Consider the following 19,749-nt stretch of genomic DNA (forward strand, 5'->3'; position numbering starts at 1 on the left):
CTAAAGAGAGTCTTATGCAAAGAGTTGATAGTGAAATAACCAGACTTATTAAAGAGATTGATTATGATGAAGTAACTAATCTTTTTAATAAGCTTCAAGGCGGAAAGAGACTTAGAGCAGGATTGATTTTAAAGATAGCTCCAACTTGTACAACTGCCCCTCTTCTTGGCGCAATAGTTGAGCTAATTCATGCAGCTAGTCTTTTACATGATGATGTTATTGATGAGGCAACTCTTAGGCGTGGAGTTGCTTCTATTAATGCAACAGATGGAAGCAAAACCGCTGTAATGCTTGGAGATATACTCTACTCAAAAGCTTTTAGCGAATTAGTAGCATTTGATAAAGAGATTGCAAAAGTTATCTCATCTTCTGTTACAGCACTCAGCAAAGGCGAGATGATGGATGTAAAGATGGCCTCTGCTTTTAACAGCGATGAAGAGAGATATCTTGAGATGTTATATCTTAAAACGGCGACTCTAATAGAAGCCTGTGCCCACGCTGCTGCACTCCTTGCTCAAAAAGATGCACTCTCTCACTCTATTTATGGAAAAAATCTAGGATTATCTTTTCAGATAATAGATGATATTTTAGATATAACTTCAGATGAAGCTACACTTGGAAAACCTGCAATGAACGATTTTGTCGAAGGAAAATGTACCCTGCCTTATATCTATCTTTATCAACACTTAGGTGAAGAAGATAGAGAAAAACTAAGCTCTTTACATGCAAAAGCGTTGAGCAGAGATGAGTCTATTTGGATAAGAGAGATGATGCAACAACATAAAACCATCGAAAAATCATTTGCTCTTGCACAAAAACTATCTAACGAGGCTATGAGTGTCATAAAAGATGATACAGAGTTAGTAGAAATTTTACAAACCATGATAAAAAGAAGTTACTAATGCACTACTTAAATATAAGTTTCTCACATAAAAATTCAACTCTTGATGTTAGAGAAAAACTCTCTTATAAAGATGATTACGCTACAAAAGGGTGCTTAAGTAAGCTAAACTCTGGCGAGTCTATTAACGAATCTATTTTAATCTCTACATGTAATAGAATGGAAGTGTTTTGCAGCTGCAGTGATATAGCTAGTGCGACAAAACATATATTTGAGATGTTAGCCGCAAGATCTGGGGTTTCTATAGATGAACTTGAGGGCAGAGCAGATATTTTTGATGACAGTAGTGCGATTCATCATCTCTTTAGTGTTGCATCATCACTTGATTCTATGGTTATTGGCGAAACGCAGATAGCTGGACAGTTAAAGGATGCTTTTAGATTCTCTTATGATAACGGATTTTGTTCTCAAAAATTGGCTCGTGCCATGCATCACGCTTTTAAGTGCGCTGCAAAAGTGCGAAATGCTACGGATATCTCATCAAAACCAGTATCAATTGCTAGTGTTGCAGTCTCAAAACTAAAATCAGTTCTTGATAATGTTGAGGGTAAAAAAGCCTTAGTTATCGGCGTTGGAGAGATGTCTGAGATAACAGCAAAGCACCTTCTCTCAAGTGGAGCAGATGTTTATATAACAAACAGAACAAAACATAAAGCTGAAAAACTAGCCTCAGAGTGCGGTGCAAAAGTTTTGGATATGCAAGATTTACATAAAGCTGTAAATGAGTTTGAGATTCTCTTTACTGCTACATCTTCGTCTGAACCTATTATTACAGATGAGATAATAAAACCATGTGATTTTGATAGATATTGGTTTGATATGGCAGTGCCTCGTGATATAAACTATCACAAAGGCGATAGAATAAACCTTTATGTGGTTGATGATTTAAAAAATATTGTTGATCAAAATATGAGCTTTCGTGAAGATGGCGCTAGAAAAGCACATGGCATTATAGGAAGAAGCACAGTTGAATTTTTTGAGTGGTTAAATACATTAAACATTGAGCCTATGATAAAAGAGATATACGAAAAAGCATTTGAAGCAGCACGTATAGAGAGCCAGAGAGTTATAAAAAAAGGGTTTATTCCAAAAGAGTATGAGGATCAGATTCATAAAATGTCTCAACAAGTTTTAAAGAGATTTTTACATCAGATGAGCTCAAAAATGAGAAGTGTCTCTGAAGAGTCAAAAGCAGATATGCTAACGAGTGCAGTGCAGTTTTTGATAGAAAAAGACCAAAGAGATATACCAGATAAATATAAGTGCGAACACGCATTAAATATCATAGAAGGAAGATAAGTGAGAAGAAGCAGAGCGTTTATTCCAACTGCAAAAGAAGCACCATCCGATGCAACATTGCCAAGCCATAAGTTCTTAGTAAGAGGCGGTTTTATAAATCAACAAGGTGCTGGACTTTATAATTTTTTACCTCTTGGAAAGATAGTATTAGAGAAAATTAGAGCTGTTGTAAAAGAGGAGCTAGACCTTGCAGGCTGCAATGAAGTACAACTTAGTTTTGTGACTCCAATTGGCTTGTGGGAGAGAAGTGGTCGCTCTGAAGCTATGGGCAAAGAGATGCTTAGAATCAACGACAGACACCAAAATGAGTTTGTTCTAAGCCCAACAAATGAAGAAGCTATGGTTGAACTTGTAAAAAACAGAGTAACAAGCTATAAAGATTTACCATTAAATTTATATCAGATAAATACTAAATTTCGTGATGAAGCTAGACCTAGATATGGGCTTTTGCGTGGTAGAGAATTTTTGATGAAAGATGGTTACTCATTTCACTCAAGCACACAAGATATGATTCGTGAGTTTGATTTAATGGAAGAGACTTATAAGAAAATCTTTACAAGACTTGGACTTGACTTTAGAGTTGTAGCGGCTGATAGCGGAGCAATTGGCGGAGATGGAAGTAAAGAGTTCCATGTCTTAGCAGATAGCGGAGAAGATACTCTTATAGTGTGTCAATCTTGTAATTATGGTGCAAATATTGAGACTATTGATGAGTTTAAAGATAAGATAGATGAACTAAACGAGAAGAGTTATGAAGAGTTAAAAGAGTTGAAGATAGATCAAAAATGCTCTTGTGGAGCAAACCTTCACTTTAAAAAAGGTATAGAAGTTGGACATATTTTTCAACTTGGAACTAAATACTCAGCAGCATTAGAAGCGAATTTTAGTGATGAAAACGGCAGAAGCAAACCCTTTGAGATGGCAACATTTGGCATAGGAGTGAGCAGATTGGTTGCTGCGATTATAGAGCAAAACCATGATGAGAGTGGCTGTATTTGGACTAAAGAGAGTGCACCTTATATTGTAAATATTATGGTTTCAAATGTCAAAGATGAGGCTCAAATGAGTCTTGGAGAAGATCTTTATGCAAAACTAAGAGCGGCAAAAGTAGATGTCATTTTTGATGATACAAAAGAGAGATTTGGCTTTAAAATGAAAGATGCCGAGCTTATTGGTTTTCCATATACGCTTATAATCGGAAAAGAACTTGAGGGTGGATTAGTTCAGATTTTTGATAGAAAAACAAAAGAGAGTATCTCTGTTGAGTCAAGTAGTGCCTATGACAAAATTATGGAATTGATTAAGTAATGATATATTTTTTAATCTATCTTTTTTTAGAGGTGCTAATCTCTGTTAATATTTCCTCTGCTATAGGAGGGTTATGGACTTTTTTTGAGATACTCTTTAGTGCATTTTTTGGCATAACTATACTTATGAATTTTCGCTCGACATTTAGAGAAAATGTTATTTCGGTCTCATATAAATGTATAGACTTAGAGGAGTTTCAGCGCCTTAATCTCTTTAGTATATTTGGGGCAATTTTACTTATTATCCCAGGTTTTTTAACAGACATTATAGGCATTTTATTGCAATTTAGCGTATTTACAACTATGCTTGTTAATCGTTATAATGTAAAATCAAAGTGCAAAACAGATTATGAAAAATACAATAAAGAGAAGGATATAAATGTCATTGATGTTGAAATTATTAGCGATAACTCTCGTACTAAGTAGTCTCTTACGAGCAGAAGCTACAGGCGAAGATGTAGAGAATTTTTTAAAAAAAATGTTTGCATCGAATCAAGGTATAAAATCACTTAACGTAAAAGTAACAAATATAACAGAAGTCCAAGGGCATGATGATTGGTACGCATATTATGTTGAACTAGATGCTCTTTTAGTAAAAGACAAACGTCAAGTTGTTCAAAAAATGGTTTGGTTCTCAGATGGAAAAGTGATAACAAAAGAGATTTTTGATATAGAAAAAATCAAAGATATGAATGAGTTGGTCTCTTTGCCTTTTGAAGATAAAAACTATAAAAAAGAGAACCTTATATATGGAAATGAAAATGCAAAACATAAAGTAGCAATCTTCTCAGATCCTCTTTGTCCATTTTGTAAAACTTTTGTTCCAGAAGCTCTTGAGTATATGAAAAAAAGACCAAATGATTTTGCAGTGTATTATTACCATTTTCCACTTGAATCGCTTCACCCAGCTGCTGTAGAGTTAGTAAAAGCTGCTACTGCCCTTGAACTTCAAGGAAAAAAAGATGTAGTACTTAATCTATATAAAGTAAAAGTAGATCCAAAAGAGAAATCAAATGATAAGATATTAGCTGAGTTTAATAGAGTAATGGGCTCAAATATAAAAATGTTTGATCTTATCTCAAAAGAGGTAGGTGAACATCTAAAGAGTGATTTAGCAGTAGCCGACTCAATGATGGTAAATGGAACTCCTACAATTTTCTTTGATGGAGTTTTAGATAGAACAAAAATGAAATATAAAGAGGTAAAATAGATGAAAAAATTAGTAATAGCAACAAGAGGATCTCAACTAGCACTTTGGCAGTCAAATCATATAAAAGCTATTTTACAAGAGCAAAATCCAGGTCTTGAAGTTGAGTTAAATGTTATCGTTACAACAGGAGACCGTATTCAAGATAAAGCGCTCTCTAAAATAGGCGGAAAAGGGCTGTTTTTAAAAGAGCTTGAAGAAGCTATGCTCCAAGGAGAAGCTCAAATTGCAGTTCACTCCCTAAAAGATGTTCCAACAGTTATGCCTGATGGTCTTATCTTAGCAGCAATCACAGAGAGAGAAGATTCAAGAGATGCACTTTTATCAGAAAAATATGCAAATATTGACGCACTGCCTAAAAATGCAGTGGTAGGTACATCTTCTCTTCGCCGTCGTATGCAGATACAAAAACTTCGTCCAGATTTAATCATAAAAGATTTAAGAGGCAATGTTGATACAAGAATTAGAAAGCTAAAAGAGGGTGAATTTGATGCAATTATTTTAGCTGCTGCTGGAATAAATAGACTCTCTTTGCTTGATGCTGTAAAACATGTATATCCTATTTCACTTGAAGAGATGGTTCCATCTATGGGACAAGGGGCACTTGGAATAGAAGCGGTAAATGATGCTGAAGTTTTAAGAATAGTTGCAGGACTTGAAGATGAGTATAGTAGAATTGAGACAACTATAGAGAGATCTTTTGTTGATGAGTTGGAGGGTGGTTGCCAAGTTCCAATAGGTGTTAATGCATCTGTTTTAGATGATGGAACTATTAGTATTAGAGCCGTGCTTGGTCTTCCTAATGGAGAAGAGATGCTAAGTGATTCAAAGATAACATCTAAGAAAGATTATGAAAACATTGGCAGAGAAATAGCAGCAGAGTTTATAGAAAAAGGGGCTAAAGAGCTTCTTAGCCGTGCTGAAGCAATGATGGAAAATAAGTAAAAATGAAAAAAACCATTGAGTTATTAAAGAAAAACGGCGAGTTAAGAATAGTTGATACAGAACTTGATATTTATCTTGAAATCCCTCATTTAGCTTATGCAGAGGTTAAGAAAAAAGATGGCGGCTTAGCACTACTTTTTACAAATGTGATTGATAAGAAGAGTGGTAAAAAGTTTGATGAAGAGATTTTAATGAACGTTTTTGGTTCATATAGCCGTTGCGAGCTTCTTTTTGGCAGAACAATAGAATCTGTCGCAGATGAGATAACAAAACTGCTCCACATGAAGCCTCCGAGTGGTTTTTTAAATAAAATTTCAATGGCAAGTGAACTTTTCTCACTTAAAAATATATTTCCAAAAAAACTCTCAAGAGAGGGTGAGTGTCAAAAGATAAAATATCTTGAAAATGAGATAGATCTTTATAAAATCCCAGTTTTAACTACATGGGAACAAGATGGTGGTCCTTTTATCACAATGGCTCAAGTTTACACTCAAAGTTTTGACGGAGAGATGGTAAATGTTGGGATGTACAGACTTCAAGTGTATGATAAAAATCATTTAGGAATGCACTGGCAGATTCATAAAGACTCTTCACACTTTTTTGACCAGTACCAAAAAGCTGGTAAAAAAATGCCTGTAACCATAGCAATTGGGGGAGATCCACTCTACACATGGTGTGCAACGGCTCCTCTTCCTTATGGTGTTAATGAACTTTTAATGTATGGACTTATAAAAAAAGAGAGTGCAAAATTAGTAAAATCTTTGACAAATCCACTCTATATTCCACATGATGTAGATTATGTTATAGAGGGTTGGGTTGACACAAATGAGATGAAAATTGAGGGTCCTTTTGGAGATCACACAGGATATTATACTTTAGAAGAGTCATATCCAGTGATGGAAGTAAGTGCTATTACTACAAAGAAAAAACCAACATACTTAGCTACAGTTGTAGGAAAACCGCCTCTTGAGGATAAGTACATGGGATGGGCTACTGGGAAGATATTTTTTCCTCTGCTAAAGACAACAGCTCCTGATTTGCTTGATTATCATATGCCAGAAAATGGTGGTTTTCATAATCTAATACTAGCAAAAATGCAGCCTCATTATAAGGGACATGCAAAACAGTTTATGCATGCTTTTTGGGGTGCAGGGCAGATGAGTTTTGTTAAACATGCAATTTTCTTAGATGAAAAAGCTCCAAAATTAGATAGTTATGATGCGGTAACTAGCTATATACTAGATAGGTTTACTCCAAAATCTCTCTTTATAACAGAGGGTATTTTAGATGCACTAGATCACTCATCTGATGAGGCGCTAATAGGTGGAAAGCTAGGTATTGATGTTACAGCAGCAAACAGAGTAGAGGCACCAAATCTTTTAGGTGATGAAGAACTTTTAATAAGAGTTAAAGAGCTTATTCCAGATGTGGTAAATTTGCATCAGTTTATGAGAAGAACAAAAAATCCAATTACTGTTATATCTGTTGATAAAACAAAAAATGCAAAACATTATTTTGAGGCACTTATACCTTTGAGTATGCACTTAAGAGTTGTAGTTTTTATAGATGCTCATAAAAATGATATATTTAACGCCTACATGTTAGTGTGGAGAGTTACAAATAATATGGATGCTCTAAGAGACATATATATATCTGGATTAATGGTTGCAATTGATGGAACAAACAAAAACTCATTAGATAGTTTTGAGAGAAGATGGCCTGATGATGTTGATTGTACGCAGAGTGTTGTAGAATCTCTTAAACTCAAAGGTGTATGGGATTTAAGTGAAAAATTATATGAAAAGTTCCAATTATCATGATTTATTCTCTCTCTTTATTTTAGTCAAAGTCGATATAATAAACTATGGCGCAGTGTAAGTAATTATCATAGAGGTTTGATGTATGAGTAAATTTTTTATTTCTATTTTATCTATCTCTCTCTTCACATCAATTGCTCTTGATGCCGCTGTTTACAAAGGACAAAGAGAGTTTGTAAGAGAGTGTGTTGAGTGTCATAAGACAGGTCAAGTTTTTGTGGCAACTAAAAATAAAAAAGAGTGGAATGCTATTATGAAAAATAGTGGCGAAAAATTAGTAGAAATTCATTTGCAAAGCAAAGAGAAAAGTGCTGGGCCTTCGCATGAATATTTTCAAAATAAAATTTTTGTTAAAAATTTAAAACACTTAAGAGATTTTTTATTTGAGTACGCTGGTGATAGTGGAAATGTTCCTGCTTGTAATTAGCTGCTATAGTATTTTTTAAGATAGAAAATTTCTATCTTAACCCTCTTATCGTTTTGTAAAATCACTTAATTTAGCTAAAATACCAAACTTTTTTATATTGGAGAAATTATGGACAAAATGTGGTCAGGTCGTTTTTCTGCAACCGCTTCAAGCCTTTTAGATCAGTTTAACGCATCTATTATGTTTGATAGAAAACTTTATCGTGAAGATATTGAAGGCTCTATTGCGCATGCTACAATGCTTGCAAAACAGGGCATATTAACTACTGATGAACTCTCTCAAATAACAAAAGGTCTCTCCCAAGTAAAAGAGGAGATAGAGTCTGGAGTATTTGAGTGGAAGATATCTGATGAAGATCTTCATATGGGAATTGAAAAACGTCTCACCGCTATTATTGGTGATGCTGGTAAAAAACTTCATACTGCAAGAAGTAGAAATGATCAAGTTGCAGTAGATTTTCGCCGTTATGTTCTTCGTAAAAATTTAGAGATAGTAGATGCTCTTAAACTTCTTATGAATGAGATATTAGTGATTGCATCAAAGCATACTCAAACGCTTTTACCAGGAATGACACACCTCCAACATGCACAACCAATAAATTTTGCCTTTCATTTAAGTGCATACCTCTCAATGTTTAAGCGTGATATAGAAAGATTTGAGAGCTCTTATAAACGAAATAATATCTCTCCATTGGGCTGTGCGGCTCTTGCTGGGACTCCACATAAAATTGATAGAGATATGACAGCAGAGCTTTTAGGTTTTGAGAGTGCTAGTATAAACTGTTTAGATACGGTAAGTGATAGAGATTTTGCACTGGAAATTTTATTCAATATCTCTACTATGATGATGCATATATCTCGCCTTAGTGAAGAGCTTGTTATGTGGTCTAGTTATGAGTTTAGATTTGTTGAGCTTAGTGATGAGTACTCAACTGGTTCATCAATCATGCCACAAAAGAAAAATCCAGATGTTCCTGAGCTTTTACGTGGTAAAACAGGTAGAGTTTATGGCTCTTTAATGGGACTCTTAACAGTTATGAAGGCTCTTCCTTTAGCGTACAACAAAGATACACAAGAGGATAAAGAGGGTGTTTTTGATGCTGTTGAGACGGCTGAAATCTCCTTAGAGATTTTAAAAGAGGCTCTTAAAACCATGCAGGTAAAGCCACATTATATGAAAAATGCTTGTAAAATAGGGCATTTAAGTGCTACAGATTTAGCCGATTATCTAGTTCAAAAATGTGACATTCCTTTTAGAGAAGCTCATTTTATAACAGGAAAAGCAGTTGCTAAGAGTGAAGAGTTAAAAATTGATTTAAGTGATATTGAGCTCAAATATTTAAAAGAGATCGATGATAGAATAAATGAGGATGTGTTAGCGTTTTTATCGATAGAAAATTCGATGAATGCTAGAACTTCAGCTGGAGGAACATCTACAAAAAGAACTGAAGAACAACTAAAATATTTTGAAAATTTCTTAAAGGCAGAGTAGATGAAAATTAGCGTATCACACTTAAATGAGATGAAATTTGAGGCAAAAACTCAGAAGAGCAGTTTTATAATTAACTGTCCAGAGATAAGCCCAATAGAGTATTTTTTATCAGGAATTATCTCATGTAGCGCAACAGATATGGTACTGCTGCCAAAAAATCAAGGTAAAACAGTCTCAAATTTAGTTATAGATGGTGAAGTAGTGAGGAATGAGGATTTTCCTAAAAAATTCAATACTCTTCATCTTGATTATAGTTTTGATTCTGATGCGGATGATATAGTGGCTGCTAGATGGGTTATGGCTTCACTTGAAACTTACTGCTCAACTATTAACACAATTAGAGAAAGTGTCAGTATCTCCTACTCAATTACACATAATGGCACGAAGATAAGAGATAACGAGAAGATGATTTCTGGTGGTGGAAGTAAGATAGATATGGGCAATATAGAGAGTTGCCCTTCATAATTTAATCCTACTTTTTAGCCCTGTTTTTTGGGTTTGGAGTACTCTTTTTATCTGTATCGTTTTTTGGATTGTTATCAATTAGGTCTGGCCAAGCGAGTTTTGCTCCACCTAAGAGATGAAAGTGAAGATGCTTGACCTCTTGTCCTCCATCTTCACCGATATTTGTTATTATCCTATAACCGCTCTGCTCAACACCAGCCTCTTTTGCAACATCTTGCATAAACTTAGTCATCTTCTTCATACTCTTTGGAGTTACTTCATTAAAGCTCTCTACATGTAGTTTTGGTATAACTAAGATATGAGTAGGAGCTTTTGGATTAATATCGTTAAACGCTAAAAATTTTTTATTCTCCAAGACTATATTTGATGGAATTTCATTGTTTATTATTTTGCAAAATATGCACATTTTAACCCTTTTTTTTCTTTATTGTAGCATACGAATTGGCAAATGAAGCTGTATGTAAATTATTTTTGACTATAATCCTTTTAAAATTTAAGAGGGTTTTTCCTCTAGTATGGGTGAGTCGATTGAAACATTGGTATGATTTAATAACAGAGGCACAAAGTGTCGAAAAAATTGAAGAAATTCGAATATCTCTATTTGGTAAAAAAGGGGTTTTAGCAGCAGAGTTTGCTAGAATGAAAGAGGCATCGGATGAAGAGAAATCAAAAATTGCACAAGAGTTAAACATACATAAAACTACTCTTATGAATGAACTTGTGCAGAGAAAAATCACTCTTCAAACACAAGAGCTTCAAGAGCACATGAAAAGTGAGGCGATAGATGTAACTATGTTTAGCTCATCTTCTGAATCAGGTGCACTTCACCCTGTGATGCAGACAATGGACAGAATTGTAGAGTACTTCTCATCTATGAATTTTACAGTTAAAACTGGCACAATGGTTGAGGATGACTTTAATAATTTTGAAGCATTGAACTTACCTAAGTACCATCCAGCTCGTGATATGCAAGATACATTCTATTTTAAAGATGAGATGCTTCTGCGTACACATACTTCCCCTGTTCAGATCAGAACTATGATGAGCTCAAAGCCGCCGATTCGCATGATAGCTCCAGGGGCTGTTTTTAGAAGAGATTATGATATTACTCACACACCTATGTTTCATCAGGTTGAGGGTCTCTTGGTAGATAAAGAGGGTGCTGTATCTTTTGCAAATCTAAAGTTTATTTTAGAAGATTTTTTAAAGTACATGTTTGGAGATGTAGAAGTTCGTTTTCGTCCTAGCTTTTTCCCTTTCACAGAGCCATCAGCTGAAGTTGATATCTCATGTGTTTTTTGTAAAGGAAGCGGTTGTAGAGTATGCTCAAAAACAGGTTGGCTTGAGGTTTTAGGCTGCGGTATAGTAGATCCAAATGTTTTTGAAGCTGTAAAGTATCAAAATGTAAGTGGATATGCTTTTGGGCTTGGAGTTGAGCGGTTTGCAATGCTTATCCATCAGATAGGAGATCTTCGTTCACTTTTTGAGGGAGATATAAAGTTGCTGGAGCAGTTTAGATGATAGTTACAAGAAGTTGGTTAAATGAGTGGATAGATATAAGTACGATATCTACCGATAAATTAGTAAAAACTTTAAATTCTATTGGCTTAGAAGTAGATAGCATATCTTCATACGAAGTGCCTCAGAAAATAGTTTTTGGAAGAGTTTTAGAGTGTAAAAAGCATCCAGATGCAGATAAATTGAATATTTGTCAGGTAGATATTGGAGTTAGTACACGCCAGATAGTTTGTGGAGCTTCTAATGTAAGAGCTGGTCTTGATGTTGTAGTTGCAACAATTGGTGCAGTTATGCCAGATGGCACCATTATAAAGCCAGTTACACTTCGCGGTATTGAATCTGAGGGGATGATATGTTCTGCTAAAGAGATAGGTCTTGCTGATATTAATAGTGGAATTATTGAGATAGATAGCAGTATTGGAAAATATAAAATAGGTGAAGAGGTTTCACAAAATCATCTATTTAGTGATGATATTATAGAGGTTGAACTAACTGCAAATCGAGGTGATTGTCTAAGTATCAGAGGAGTGGCAAGAGACTTAAGTGCAGCTTTTGACAAACCACTAAGAGAGAGAAAAATTCAAGAAGATGAGGATAAGAGAGTTGGAATTGGGCGCATCTTATCACTCTCTCATGAAAATAATTTGGGTGTAAACATCAGATACAAAGCTGTTGATTTTAAAAATCTTACACTCCCTTTTATAGTCAGACTTAGATTATCGCAATTAGACGATAAAAAAGAGTCTGACGTAGAGTCTTTAATGCTTTATGCAACACATAGTAGTGGAGTTATATTAAGAGCGTATGATTATGCTCTTTTTTGTGCCAAAGATGAGACAATGGCAAAAATATCTTTATGTAGGGATAAAAATGGCTTTGCCTCAGTCATGACAAAAGATAAAAAAGTTTCAATTGTTGGGGTTATGCAAGAGGAACTCTTCAAAGTTGCTCACAGCAACGGAGTAGTTTTAATTGAAGCTACATATATTCCACCAGATGTTATCTCTAAAAAAATGCAAGAGAATAAAATTCCTGCTGGAATAAGTTACTATAGGGCATCTCGTGGAAGCGAACCAGATTTAAATCAAGGTTTAGATTATTGTATTAGCGTTATTGAAGATAACTCTGAATCGTCTGTATATGGCGGAACTATTGAGATTGATGAGCCACATGAGGATAAAATTATTAGTCTTAACAAAAAAGAGATTGATGAGATAGTTGGCGCAAATATCGATAAGGCAAAAATTACTAAAATATTGAAAAATTTAGGTTTTGATACAACAAAATCTTTAGCGGATAACTTTGTTATTATAGTTCCAAAATTTAGACATGATATTGTAAATAAACAAGATATTGTTGAAGAGATTGTTCGCCTTGTCGGAATAGATAATATCCCATCAAAACCATTTACCTTTACTGAAACAAATAGCTTTAGCAGTGACTATTATGATTATAAAAAAAGAGTGACATATAGACATAAAGCGGCATTTAGCGGTTTTTTTGAATCTGTTCATTTTGTTTTTGATGAGAAAAAAGTCCTACAAGAGTATGGGTTTGAGATTTTAGATGAGAGTAAAGAGCTGTTAAATCCTATTGTAAACACATTAGATACGCTTAGATCAACACTTCTTTGTGGACTTCTTAGAGCTACATCTAATAACATTAACAATGGGTACTCTTCTGTTAAACTTTTTGAAGTTGGTTCTGTTTTTAATTCCCAAAGGGAAGAGTCTTTAAAAATGGCTCTTATTTTTAGTGGAGATAGAGAAGCGGAGAGTTTGGCAAATACTGGAAAACCTGCAAAAGTTGATTTTGCTCTATTTGTGCAAAAAGTTTCTAATGTTATCGGAGAGTTTGAGCTTCGTGAATATAAAACTAAACATACACTATCTCATCCGTATCAGTGTGCTGAGATATTTATTAAAGAGGTTAGTGTAGGAGAGATATTTCGTCTTCATCCAAATGTGGAGCAGAAGTATGACTTAGATGTTACTTACATGTGTGAGTTAAATTTTAATAAACTCCCTAATGATTTAAAAACAGCAAAGCAATCTTCTAAATATCAAGCATCTTTTAGAGATTTAAGTATAGTTATGCCTCAAGAGATGGCTTATGAAAAAATTAAAAATGTAATCGATGCATCTTCAACAAAAGAGCTTGTACGTTTTTATGTAGTTGATAAATATAGTGATAAGTCTCTTGGTGAAAATATGAGTTTATCTATTCGTTTTGTACTTCAATCATTTGATAAAACACTCGAAGAAGAGGAGATTACAAATGCAATGAACACTATCTTAGAAGCACTCAAAAATCAACTTGGAGTCGGGATAAGATGAGTAGTGTAAAAGTTTATAAAGCATTAGCATTTTCTTTAAGAACTTCTGAGATAGCTTCAGATAAATCTATATCTCATCGTTGTGCCATGTTTGCTATGTTAGCAGATGGAACAAGCCAGATTACAAATTTTTTAAGAGCTGAAGATACGATGAACTCTTTAAAAATTGTAAAAAATCTAGGCGCAACCATTGATGATGATGGAGAGACAATTAAAATAAGTTCTGATGGCATAAAAGAGAGTAGTGAAGTCTTGGATTGTGGAAATTCTGGAACAGGTATGAGACTTTTTTGCGGGCTTTTAAGTTCTGCCGATGGACATTTTGTGTTGAGTGGAGATGAGTATCTTCGCCGCCGTCCTATGAAAAGAATTACCGCCCCACTTAGAGATATAGGCGCAAAACTCGATGGAAGAGAGAATGGAGACTTAGCACCGCTAAGCATCAGAGGTGCATCACTTAAAGCGTTTAATTATGAGAGTAAAATAGCTTCTGCACAAGTTAAGAGCGCTATGATACTAGCGGCTCTAAGAGCTGATGGGGAGTGTAGTTTCTCTGAACCAGAACTTAGCCGTGATCACACAGAGAGAATGTTAAAGGGGATGGGTGCAGAGATAGAAGTAGAAGGTTTGATTACTAAAATAAAGCCTATGAAAAAACTTCTCTCACCACTTAAGATTAGAGTTCCTGCAGATCCATCAAGTGCATTTTTCTTTGCAGTTGCTGCTGCTATCACTCCTAATTCTAATGTTGTTTTAGAGGGAGTTACTTTAAACCCAACCAGAATAGAGGCTTTTAAAGCGCTAGAGAGAATGGGTGCAGATATAAGATATGAGGCGACAGAGAACATATATGAGCCAATAGGGAATATACATGTTAAATATGCTCCGTTAAAGGCTATAACAGTTGAAGATAATATATCATGGCTGATAGATGAACTACCAGCTTTATCTATCGCTTTTGCATGTGCAGATGGAGTTAGCATTGTAAAAAATGCACAGGAGCTTAGAGTAAAAGAGAGTGATAGAATCTCAACAGTTGTAAATGGGCTTAAAGCTTGTGGCATTGAGGTAGATGAAGTTCATGATGGATATAGCGTTAAAGGCGGAGTTCTCAAAGAGGCTAAAATAGATAGTCACGGGGATCATAGAATTGCTATGAGTTTCATCATAGCAGGAGTTACATGTGGAATGAGGGTTGATGATATCGCTTGTATAAACACATCATTTCCAAACTTCTTTGAACTACTTAAGAAAATAACAAAAGTAGAATTCACTTCTTTATAGGAGGCAAGAGATATAATGAAAATAGAACTAGCTGAGAGTTATGGATTTTGTTTTGGTGTAAAGAGGGCTATAAAAATAGCAGAGGATAATAAAAATTCTTCAACATATGGTCCCCTAATTCACAACTCAAAAGAGATAGAGAGGCTTGAGAAAGATTTTAAAGTTGGTTTGACAGATGATCATAAAAGTTTTGCTTCTGGTGATAAAGCAGTTATACGAACTCATGGAATACCAAAAAATGAGCTAGCAGAGCTTAAAGCCAACAATGTTGATGTAGTAGATGCAACTTGTCCTTATGTCACCAAACCACAACAGATTTGTCAAGAAATGAGTGAACAAGGGTATGAAATTATTATTTTTGGAGATGATGCACATCCAGAGATAAAAGGTGTAAAAAGCTATGCAACTTATGGAGCAAGAGTCGTTACGATGCCTAGTGAATTGGAAGATTTAAAGTTAAAAGATAGAATTGCTCTAGTCGCTCAAACAACTAGAAAAGTCGAAGATTATTTAGAGATTGCAAATTATTTAATCCCAAGATACAAAGAAGTTAGAGTTTTTAACACTATTTGTAATGCAACTTTTGAGAACCAAGAAGCTGTTAGAAAAATTTCAAAAAAAGCTGATATTATGATAATTATTGGTGGGAAAAACTCATCAAACACTAAACAACTCTTTAGTATTTCAGAGGATAATTGCACAGATAGTTACCATATAGAAGATGAAAATGATTTAGATTTTTCATGGTTTAAAGAGAAGAAATTTTGTGGCATTAGTGCTGGAGCTTCAACTCCTGATTGGATTATTCAAAATGTAGTAAACGCAATTCAAAATAGTATTTAAGTACTGTTTTGAATACCTCTTCCACCTTTTAAACTCATATATTTTGCACATTTTAGAGCCTATCTTTTTAAATTATTAATAAAAGTATTATTAATTATTAGATATACTCACGAAATTTTTATGTAACAGAGGATAGGTAATGGCGTTCGATAACGAATCATTTGAAGAAGAAGAAAATTTTGCGGAGATGTTTGCTGCAAGCGAGAAGCAGCAAGAGACAAGTCGTATTGTAGAAGGCGAAGTCGTTGAAATTCAAGCGGATGAAAATAGAGCATTAGTAGGTGTTGGCGATAAACTAGAGGGTATTCTTAGTTTAGATGAAATCAGCGAAAATGGTGTACTAAAGTTTAATGTTGGTGATAAAATAAAAGTAATGGTTACTGGATACTACAATGAGCGTCCAAAAATATCATATAAAAAAGTTTTAGAGCAACAAAAAACTATCGATTTCATCGATAAACACAAAGAGAACTTTGAAGATATAATTATTGATGGTGTAATCACTAAGAAAAATCGCGGCGGATATGTTGTTGAAGCTGATGATGTTACATTCTTTATGCCTCGCTCACTTGCGGCTTTTAAAGACACCGATGAAGTGCTTGGTCGTAAAATTAAAGCTCAAGTTGTAAAAATTGACGCAGAGCAAAATTCAATTGTTGTCTCCCGTCGCAAGCTGTTTAACGATGAACGCAAAAAGAAAAAAGAGATTATCGACAAGTTGATGGAAGATGATACAACTATCGAAGGAACTATCAAAAAAATCACTAGTTATGGTATGTTTGTTGATGTTGGCGGTGTTGATGGTTTAGTTCATTACAATGAGATAAGCTACAAAGGTCCAGTTAATCCTTCAAAACTTTACAAAGAGGGCGACGCTGTAACGGTAAAAGCCATCTCTTATGATAAAGATAAAAGACATCTTTCACTATCAATCAAAGCAGTTCAATCTGACCCATGGGCTGAAGTAGAGAGTGAGTTGGATGAGGGCGATACAATTACTGTAACAGTTTCAAATATTGAAGCATACGGTGTTTTTGTTGACTTAGGAAATGATATTGAAGGTTTCTTGCATATCTCAGAAATTTCATGGGACAAAAACGTTAAAAACCCAAATGATTATTTAACTGTTGGGCAAGAGATTGATGTTGAAGTGATTGAGATTAATCCAAAAACACATAAACTACGTGTTTCATTAAAAAGACTTCTTGCTAAACCTTTTGATGAATTTATGAAAAAACATAATGAGGGTGATGTAATTACTGGAACTGTTACATCTCTTACAGATTTTGGTGCATTTGTTCGTATAGATGGCATTGAAGGACTTCTTCATAATCAAGATATCTCTTGGGATAAAAATGTAAGATGTAAAGATGTTTTAAAAACTGGTGATGAAGTTGAAGTAAAAATTGCAAAGATAAATCCTGAAGATCAAAAAATATCTCTAAATAGAAAAGCTCTATTAGAGAGTCCAATTGATTCATTTTCAAAAAGCCATAAGGTGAATAGCGTGGTAAGTGGTACTATTCGTGATATTAAAGACTTTGGTGTTTTTGTTTCACTAGAAGATGGTGTTGATGCGTTAATACGTGATGAAGATTTATCTCCTTTACAAAAAAGTGATTTAGAAGTTGGACAACAAATAGAAGCTGCTATCGCTGTTATAGATACACGCCGTGATCGTATTCGACTATCTGTAAAAAAATTAGATTACATAAAAAACCAAGCAATGTTAGATGAGATTAATGATGATGAGTCACACTCTTTGGGTGATTTGATTAAAGATAAATTCAAGTAAAAACAGTGCGAAAAATCTTAAGATGGTTTACCCCTCTCATAGCAGTTGGGGTAGCTGTTTTTATTGTTTTTTTTCTTATTTCAATCAACTTAAGTAAAACTTCTGTTTCTCTGGCTCCTCTAAAACATAAAAGCAATTTAGCTGTAGAAGAACCACAACAGACTTGGTTAAATCATTTCTCTAAAACAGAAAAGTTAGGATATTTTTATCCAGTAAATGAAGTTTTAATAAAAGTTGATTTAAATGAGAAAATAGCAGAAAAACCAATATATAGACTCTTAGCTCTACAATTAGATCCATATCAACTCTTTTGTTTAAAAGAGGAGCTAAAGCATCATAAATTGGAGTATTATCTTAAAAAAGATAAGAATGGCGCAGAGCTGCTCATTTACTCAAAAGATAGAGATAAGTTAAACTCTCTAGTTCAAGTGTTAAAAAATTATCAAATATCAGCCAATATCGGGCTATACAAAGAGGATACATAATGCAAAAATATACAATAGTAGTTTGTGACCATATACATGAAGCAGGATTAGAGATGCTGCAAAATGATAAAAACATTAATTTTATCATGGCAGCCGATGAGGACAAAGAGAAACTTCTAACGATTATAGAGAGTGCTGATGTAGCAATTACAAGAAGTTCAACAGACGTTGATGCTAAGTTTATAGCACATGCTAAAAATATGAAAGCAATTGTTCGTGCAGGTGTTGGTGTTGATAATGTTGATATAGCTGGATGTTCTAAAGAGGGAATTATAGTTATGAATGTTCCAACTGCAAACACAATCGCTGCAGTAGAACTTACTATGGCTCATATGCTCTCATGTATGAGAATGTTTCCATATTCACATAACCACTTAAAACTTGATAGAGTTTGGAAAAGAGAGAAGTGGTACGGTTATGAGCTGAAAGGTAAAAAACTAGGTGTTATTGGTTTTGGAAACATTGGCTCACGTGTTGCAAAAAGAGCTCAAGCTTTTGAGATGGATATAATTGCGTATGACCCATATATTAACCCATCAAAAGTAACTGATCTTGATATGGTTTATACTAAAAATTTTGAAGATATTTTATCATGTGATATTATCACTATCCATACTCCTAAGAATAAAGAGACTGTGAACATGATAGATGTAGCAGAGATTGCAAAGATGAAAGATGGAGTAGTTTTAATCAACTGTGCTAGAGGTGGTCTCTATAATGAAGAGGCGCTTTATGCAGGTTTAACAAGCGGTAAAATTCGTTTTGCAGGTATCGATGTGTTTATGAAAGAGCCAGCAACTAATCATCCTCTTCTTGACCTTGATAATGTGACTGTTTCTCCTCACTTGGGTGCTAATACTTATGAATCTCAATATAACATAGGTGTACAAGCAGCTGAGAACGCTATAGCTGCTGCAAAAGGAATCTCATACGCTCATGCTATGAATCTTCCAATAGATGAGAGTAAAATACCACCATTTGTAAAACCATTCTTAGAGATGGGACAGACGATTGGCTTTTTGGAGACACAGTTAAATCAATCTCAGATTGTAACTATTAAAGTTAGTGGACAGGGTGAGATTGCAAAGTATGTTGATTCTCTTGCTACTTTTGTTGCTGTTGGCGCAATGAGTCAAATCAGTGATAATACTATTAACTATGTAAATGCTGACTTTGTAGCAAAAGAAAAAGGAATCAAAATAGAGACTGAAGCTCTACTTGACTCAACTGTATATAAAAATCTAATCACTATCAAACTAACTACTGCTGAGGGTGGAACTACTACAATTAGTGCCACAATCTTTGATGATAATGTATTTAGAATTGTCTCAATTGACGGGTTTGATATAGAAGTTGCTCTAAAGGGCGATATGATTATTCTTAAAAACCAAGATGTTCCAGGAGTTATTGGAAACATTGGTTCAACCTTAGCAAAGCATAATGTAAATATCGCAGACTTCTCTCTTGCAAGAAATGATAAAAAACAGGCACTCGCTGTTATTTTAGTAGATAATGTGATAAGTGATGATACGTTAGAAGAGTTGTTAAGAATTGACGCTTGTTCGAGTGTTCAATACGCAAGATTATAGGCTACTATTTACTACTTTTTTCCCACTTCAATCTCCTGAAA

At 34.5% G+C, this 19,749-nt stretch carries 18 protein-coding genes; 17 read left to right on the forward strand and 1 reads right to left on the reverse strand.

Annotation, left to right across the window (positions count from 1 at the left end):
* The first annotated feature begins 14 nt into the window (after nt 1-14).
* The 10 genes from SUDEN_RS04515 (at nt 15) to SUDEN_RS04560 (ending at nt 9,859) form a co-directional block, all read left to right on the forward strand.
* Nucleotides 15-902, forward strand: a complete 888-nt coding sequence (locus SUDEN_RS04515) for a polyprenyl synthetase family protein (RefSeq protein ID WP_011372488.1) — start codon at nt 15-17, stop codon at nt 900-902.
* Entirely contained in the window at nt 902-2,200 is a 1,299-nt protein-coding gene (gene hemA / locus SUDEN_RS04520) for a glutamyl-tRNA reductase (RefSeq protein WP_011372489.1), read from the forward strand. The genes SUDEN_RS04515 and hemA overlap by 1 nt, the downstream gene beginning before the upstream one ends.
* Nucleotides 2,201-3,508 (forward strand): proline--tRNA ligase, encoded by a 1,308-nt coding sequence (gene proS, locus SUDEN_RS04525; RefSeq protein ID WP_011372490.1) that lies wholly within the window; start codon nt 2,201-2,203, stop codon nt 3,506-3,508.
* Nucleotides 3,508-3,933, forward strand: a complete 426-nt coding sequence (locus SUDEN_RS04530) for an FxsA family protein (RefSeq protein ID WP_011372491.1) — start codon at nt 3,508-3,510, stop codon at nt 3,931-3,933. Before proS ends, SUDEN_RS04530 begins: the two co-directional genes overlap by 1 nt.
* Nucleotides 3,896-4,717, forward strand: coding sequence for a DsbA family protein (locus SUDEN_RS04535; protein WP_238374825.1), 822 nt, complete (start codon nt 3,896-3,898; stop codon nt 4,715-4,717). The genes SUDEN_RS04530 and SUDEN_RS04535 overlap by 38 nt, the downstream gene beginning before the upstream one ends.
* The gene (gene hemC, locus SUDEN_RS04540; protein ID WP_011372493.1) at nt 4,718-5,659 is read left to right on the forward strand and encodes a hydroxymethylbilane synthase; all 942 of its coding nucleotides are present in this window, start codon (nt 4,718-4,720) and stop codon (nt 5,657-5,659) included.
* A gap of 2 nt (nt 5,660-5,661) precedes the next feature.
* Nucleotides 5,662-7,479: a menaquinone biosynthesis decarboxylase gene (locus SUDEN_RS04545; protein ID WP_011372494.1), complete on the forward strand. Its 1,818-nt coding sequence runs from the start codon at nt 5,662-5,664 to the stop codon at nt 7,477-7,479.
* Between the two features lie 82 nt (nt 7,480-7,561).
* The gene (locus SUDEN_RS04550; protein ID WP_011372495.1) at nt 7,562-7,903 is read left to right on the forward strand and encodes a hypothetical protein; all 342 of its coding nucleotides are present in this window, start codon (nt 7,562-7,564) and stop codon (nt 7,901-7,903) included.
* Nucleotides 7,904-8,011: 108 nt separating this feature from the next.
* Nucleotides 8,012-9,394 (forward strand): argininosuccinate lyase, encoded by a 1,383-nt coding sequence (argH, locus tag SUDEN_RS04555; RefSeq protein WP_011372496.1) that lies wholly within the window; start codon nt 8,012-8,014, stop codon nt 9,392-9,394.
* Nucleotides 9,395-9,859: an OsmC family protein gene (locus SUDEN_RS04560; RefSeq protein WP_011372497.1), complete on the forward strand. Its 465-nt coding sequence runs from the start codon at nt 9,395-9,397 to the stop codon at nt 9,857-9,859.
* 7 nt (nt 9,860-9,866) lie between these two features.
* Here the strand turns inward: SUDEN_RS04560 and SUDEN_RS04565 are convergent, their stop codons facing one another.
* Nucleotides 9,867-10,265 carry a histidine triad nucleotide-binding protein gene (locus tag SUDEN_RS04565; protein ID WP_011372498.1) on the reverse strand — a complete coding sequence of 133 codons (399 nt, stop codon included), beginning with the start codon at nt 10,263-10,265 and terminating at the stop codon, nt 9,867-9,869.
* A 122-nt stretch (nt 10,266-10,387) separates the two neighbouring features.
* Here SUDEN_RS04565 and pheS point away from each other — a divergent pair, with 122 nt between their 5' ends.
* The 7 genes from pheS to serA all read left to right on the forward strand — a co-directional run bounded on the left by pheS (nt 10,388) and on the right by serA (nt 19,708).
* Nucleotides 10,388-11,380 (forward strand): phenylalanine--tRNA ligase subunit alpha, encoded by a 993-nt coding sequence (gene pheS, locus SUDEN_RS04570; RefSeq protein WP_011372499.1) that lies wholly within the window; start codon nt 10,388-10,390, stop codon nt 11,378-11,380.
* Entirely contained in the window at nt 11,377-13,713 is a 2,337-nt protein-coding gene (gene pheT, locus SUDEN_RS04575) for a phenylalanine--tRNA ligase subunit beta (protein WP_011372500.1), read from the forward strand. The genes pheS and pheT overlap by 4 nt, the downstream gene beginning before the upstream one ends.
* Nucleotides 13,710-14,996, forward strand: a complete 1,287-nt coding sequence (gene aroA / locus SUDEN_RS04580; protein WP_011372501.1) for a 3-phosphoshikimate 1-carboxyvinyltransferase — start codon at nt 13,710-13,712, stop codon at nt 14,994-14,996. Before pheT ends, aroA begins: the two co-directional genes overlap by 4 nt.
* A gap of 15 nt (nt 14,997-15,011) precedes the next feature.
* Complete coding sequence (locus SUDEN_RS04585; protein WP_011372502.1) at nt 15,012-15,839, forward strand: 4-hydroxy-3-methylbut-2-enyl diphosphate reductase; 828 nt, start codon at nt 15,012-15,014, stop codon at nt 15,837-15,839.
* Between the two features lie 139 nt (nt 15,840-15,978).
* The gene (locus tag SUDEN_RS04590; RefSeq protein ID WP_011372503.1) at nt 15,979-17,634 is read left to right on the forward strand and encodes a 30S ribosomal protein S1; all 1,656 of its coding nucleotides are present in this window, start codon (nt 15,979-15,981) and stop codon (nt 17,632-17,634) included.
* Nucleotides 17,635-17,639: 5 nt separating this feature from the next.
* Nucleotides 17,640-18,119 carry a hypothetical protein gene (locus tag SUDEN_RS04595; RefSeq protein ID WP_011372504.1) on the forward strand — a complete coding sequence of 160 codons (480 nt, stop codon included), beginning with the start codon at nt 17,640-17,642 and terminating at the stop codon, nt 18,117-18,119.
* Nucleotides 18,119-19,708, forward strand: coding sequence for a phosphoglycerate dehydrogenase (gene serA, locus SUDEN_RS04600; protein ID WP_011372505.1), 1,590 nt, complete (start codon nt 18,119-18,121; stop codon nt 19,706-19,708). The genes SUDEN_RS04595 and serA overlap by 1 nt, the downstream gene beginning before the upstream one ends.
* Nucleotides 19,709-19,749: the final 41 nt, after the last annotated feature.

It is taken from the genome of Sulfurimonas denitrificans DSM 1251, assembly GCF_000012965.1.
Taxonomy (GTDB): Bacteria; Campylobacterota; Campylobacteria; order Campylobacterales; family Sulfurimonadaceae; genus Sulfurimonas; species Sulfurimonas denitrificans.

What these genes read in the sequence shown, in the direction of transcription:
- SUDEN_RS04515 (WP_011372488.1), top strand. Translation starts at nt 15, where the DNA reads ATGCAAAGAGTTGATAGTGAAATAACCAGACTTATTAAAGAGATTGAT.
- SUDEN_RS04530 (WP_011372491.1), top strand. Translation starts at nt 3,508, where the DNA reads ATGATATATTTTTTAATCTATCTTTTTTTAGAGGTGCTAATCTCTGTT.
- SUDEN_RS04585 (WP_011372502.1), top strand. Translation starts at nt 15,012, where the DNA reads ATGAAAATAGAACTAGCTGAGAGTTATGGATTTTGTTTTGGTGTAAAG.
- argH (WP_011372496.1), top strand. Translation starts at nt 8,012, where the DNA reads ATGGACAAAATGTGGTCAGGTCGTTTTTCTGCAACCGCTTCAAGCCTT.
- pheT (WP_011372500.1), top strand. Translation starts at nt 11,377, where the DNA reads ATGATAGTTACAAGAAGTTGGTTAAATGAGTGGATAGATATAAGTACG.
- SUDEN_RS04565 (WP_011372498.1), bottom strand. Translation starts at nt 10,265, where the DNA reads ATGTGCATATTTTGCAAAATAATAAACAATGAAATTCCATCAAATATA.
- SUDEN_RS04550 (WP_011372495.1), top strand. Translation starts at nt 7,562, where the DNA reads ATGAGTAAATTTTTTATTTCTATTTTATCTATCTCTCTCTTCACATCA.
- hemA (WP_011372489.1), top strand. Translation starts at nt 902, where the DNA reads ATGCACTACTTAAATATAAGTTTCTCACATAAAAATTCAACTCTTGAT.
- SUDEN_RS04590 (WP_011372503.1), top strand. Translation starts at nt 15,979, where the DNA reads ATGGCGTTCGATAACGAATCATTTGAAGAAGAAGAAAATTTTGCGGAG.
- SUDEN_RS04545 (WP_011372494.1), top strand. Translation starts at nt 5,662, where the DNA reads ATGAAAAAAACCATTGAGTTATTAAAGAAAAACGGCGAGTTAAGAATA.
- SUDEN_RS04535 (WP_238374825.1), top strand. Translation starts at nt 3,896, where the DNA reads ATGTTGAAATTATTAGCGATAACTCTCGTACTAAGTAGTCTCTTACGA.
- hemC (WP_011372493.1), top strand. Translation starts at nt 4,718, where the DNA reads ATGAAAAAATTAGTAATAGCAACAAGAGGATCTCAACTAGCACTTTGG.
- SUDEN_RS04560 (WP_011372497.1), top strand. Translation starts at nt 9,395, where the DNA reads ATGAAAATTAGCGTATCACACTTAAATGAGATGAAATTTGAGGCAAAA.
- serA (WP_011372505.1), top strand. Translation starts at nt 18,119, where the DNA reads ATGCAAAAATATACAATAGTAGTTTGTGACCATATACATGAAGCAGGA.
- aroA (WP_011372501.1), top strand. Translation starts at nt 13,710, where the DNA reads ATGAGTAGTGTAAAAGTTTATAAAGCATTAGCATTTTCTTTAAGAACT.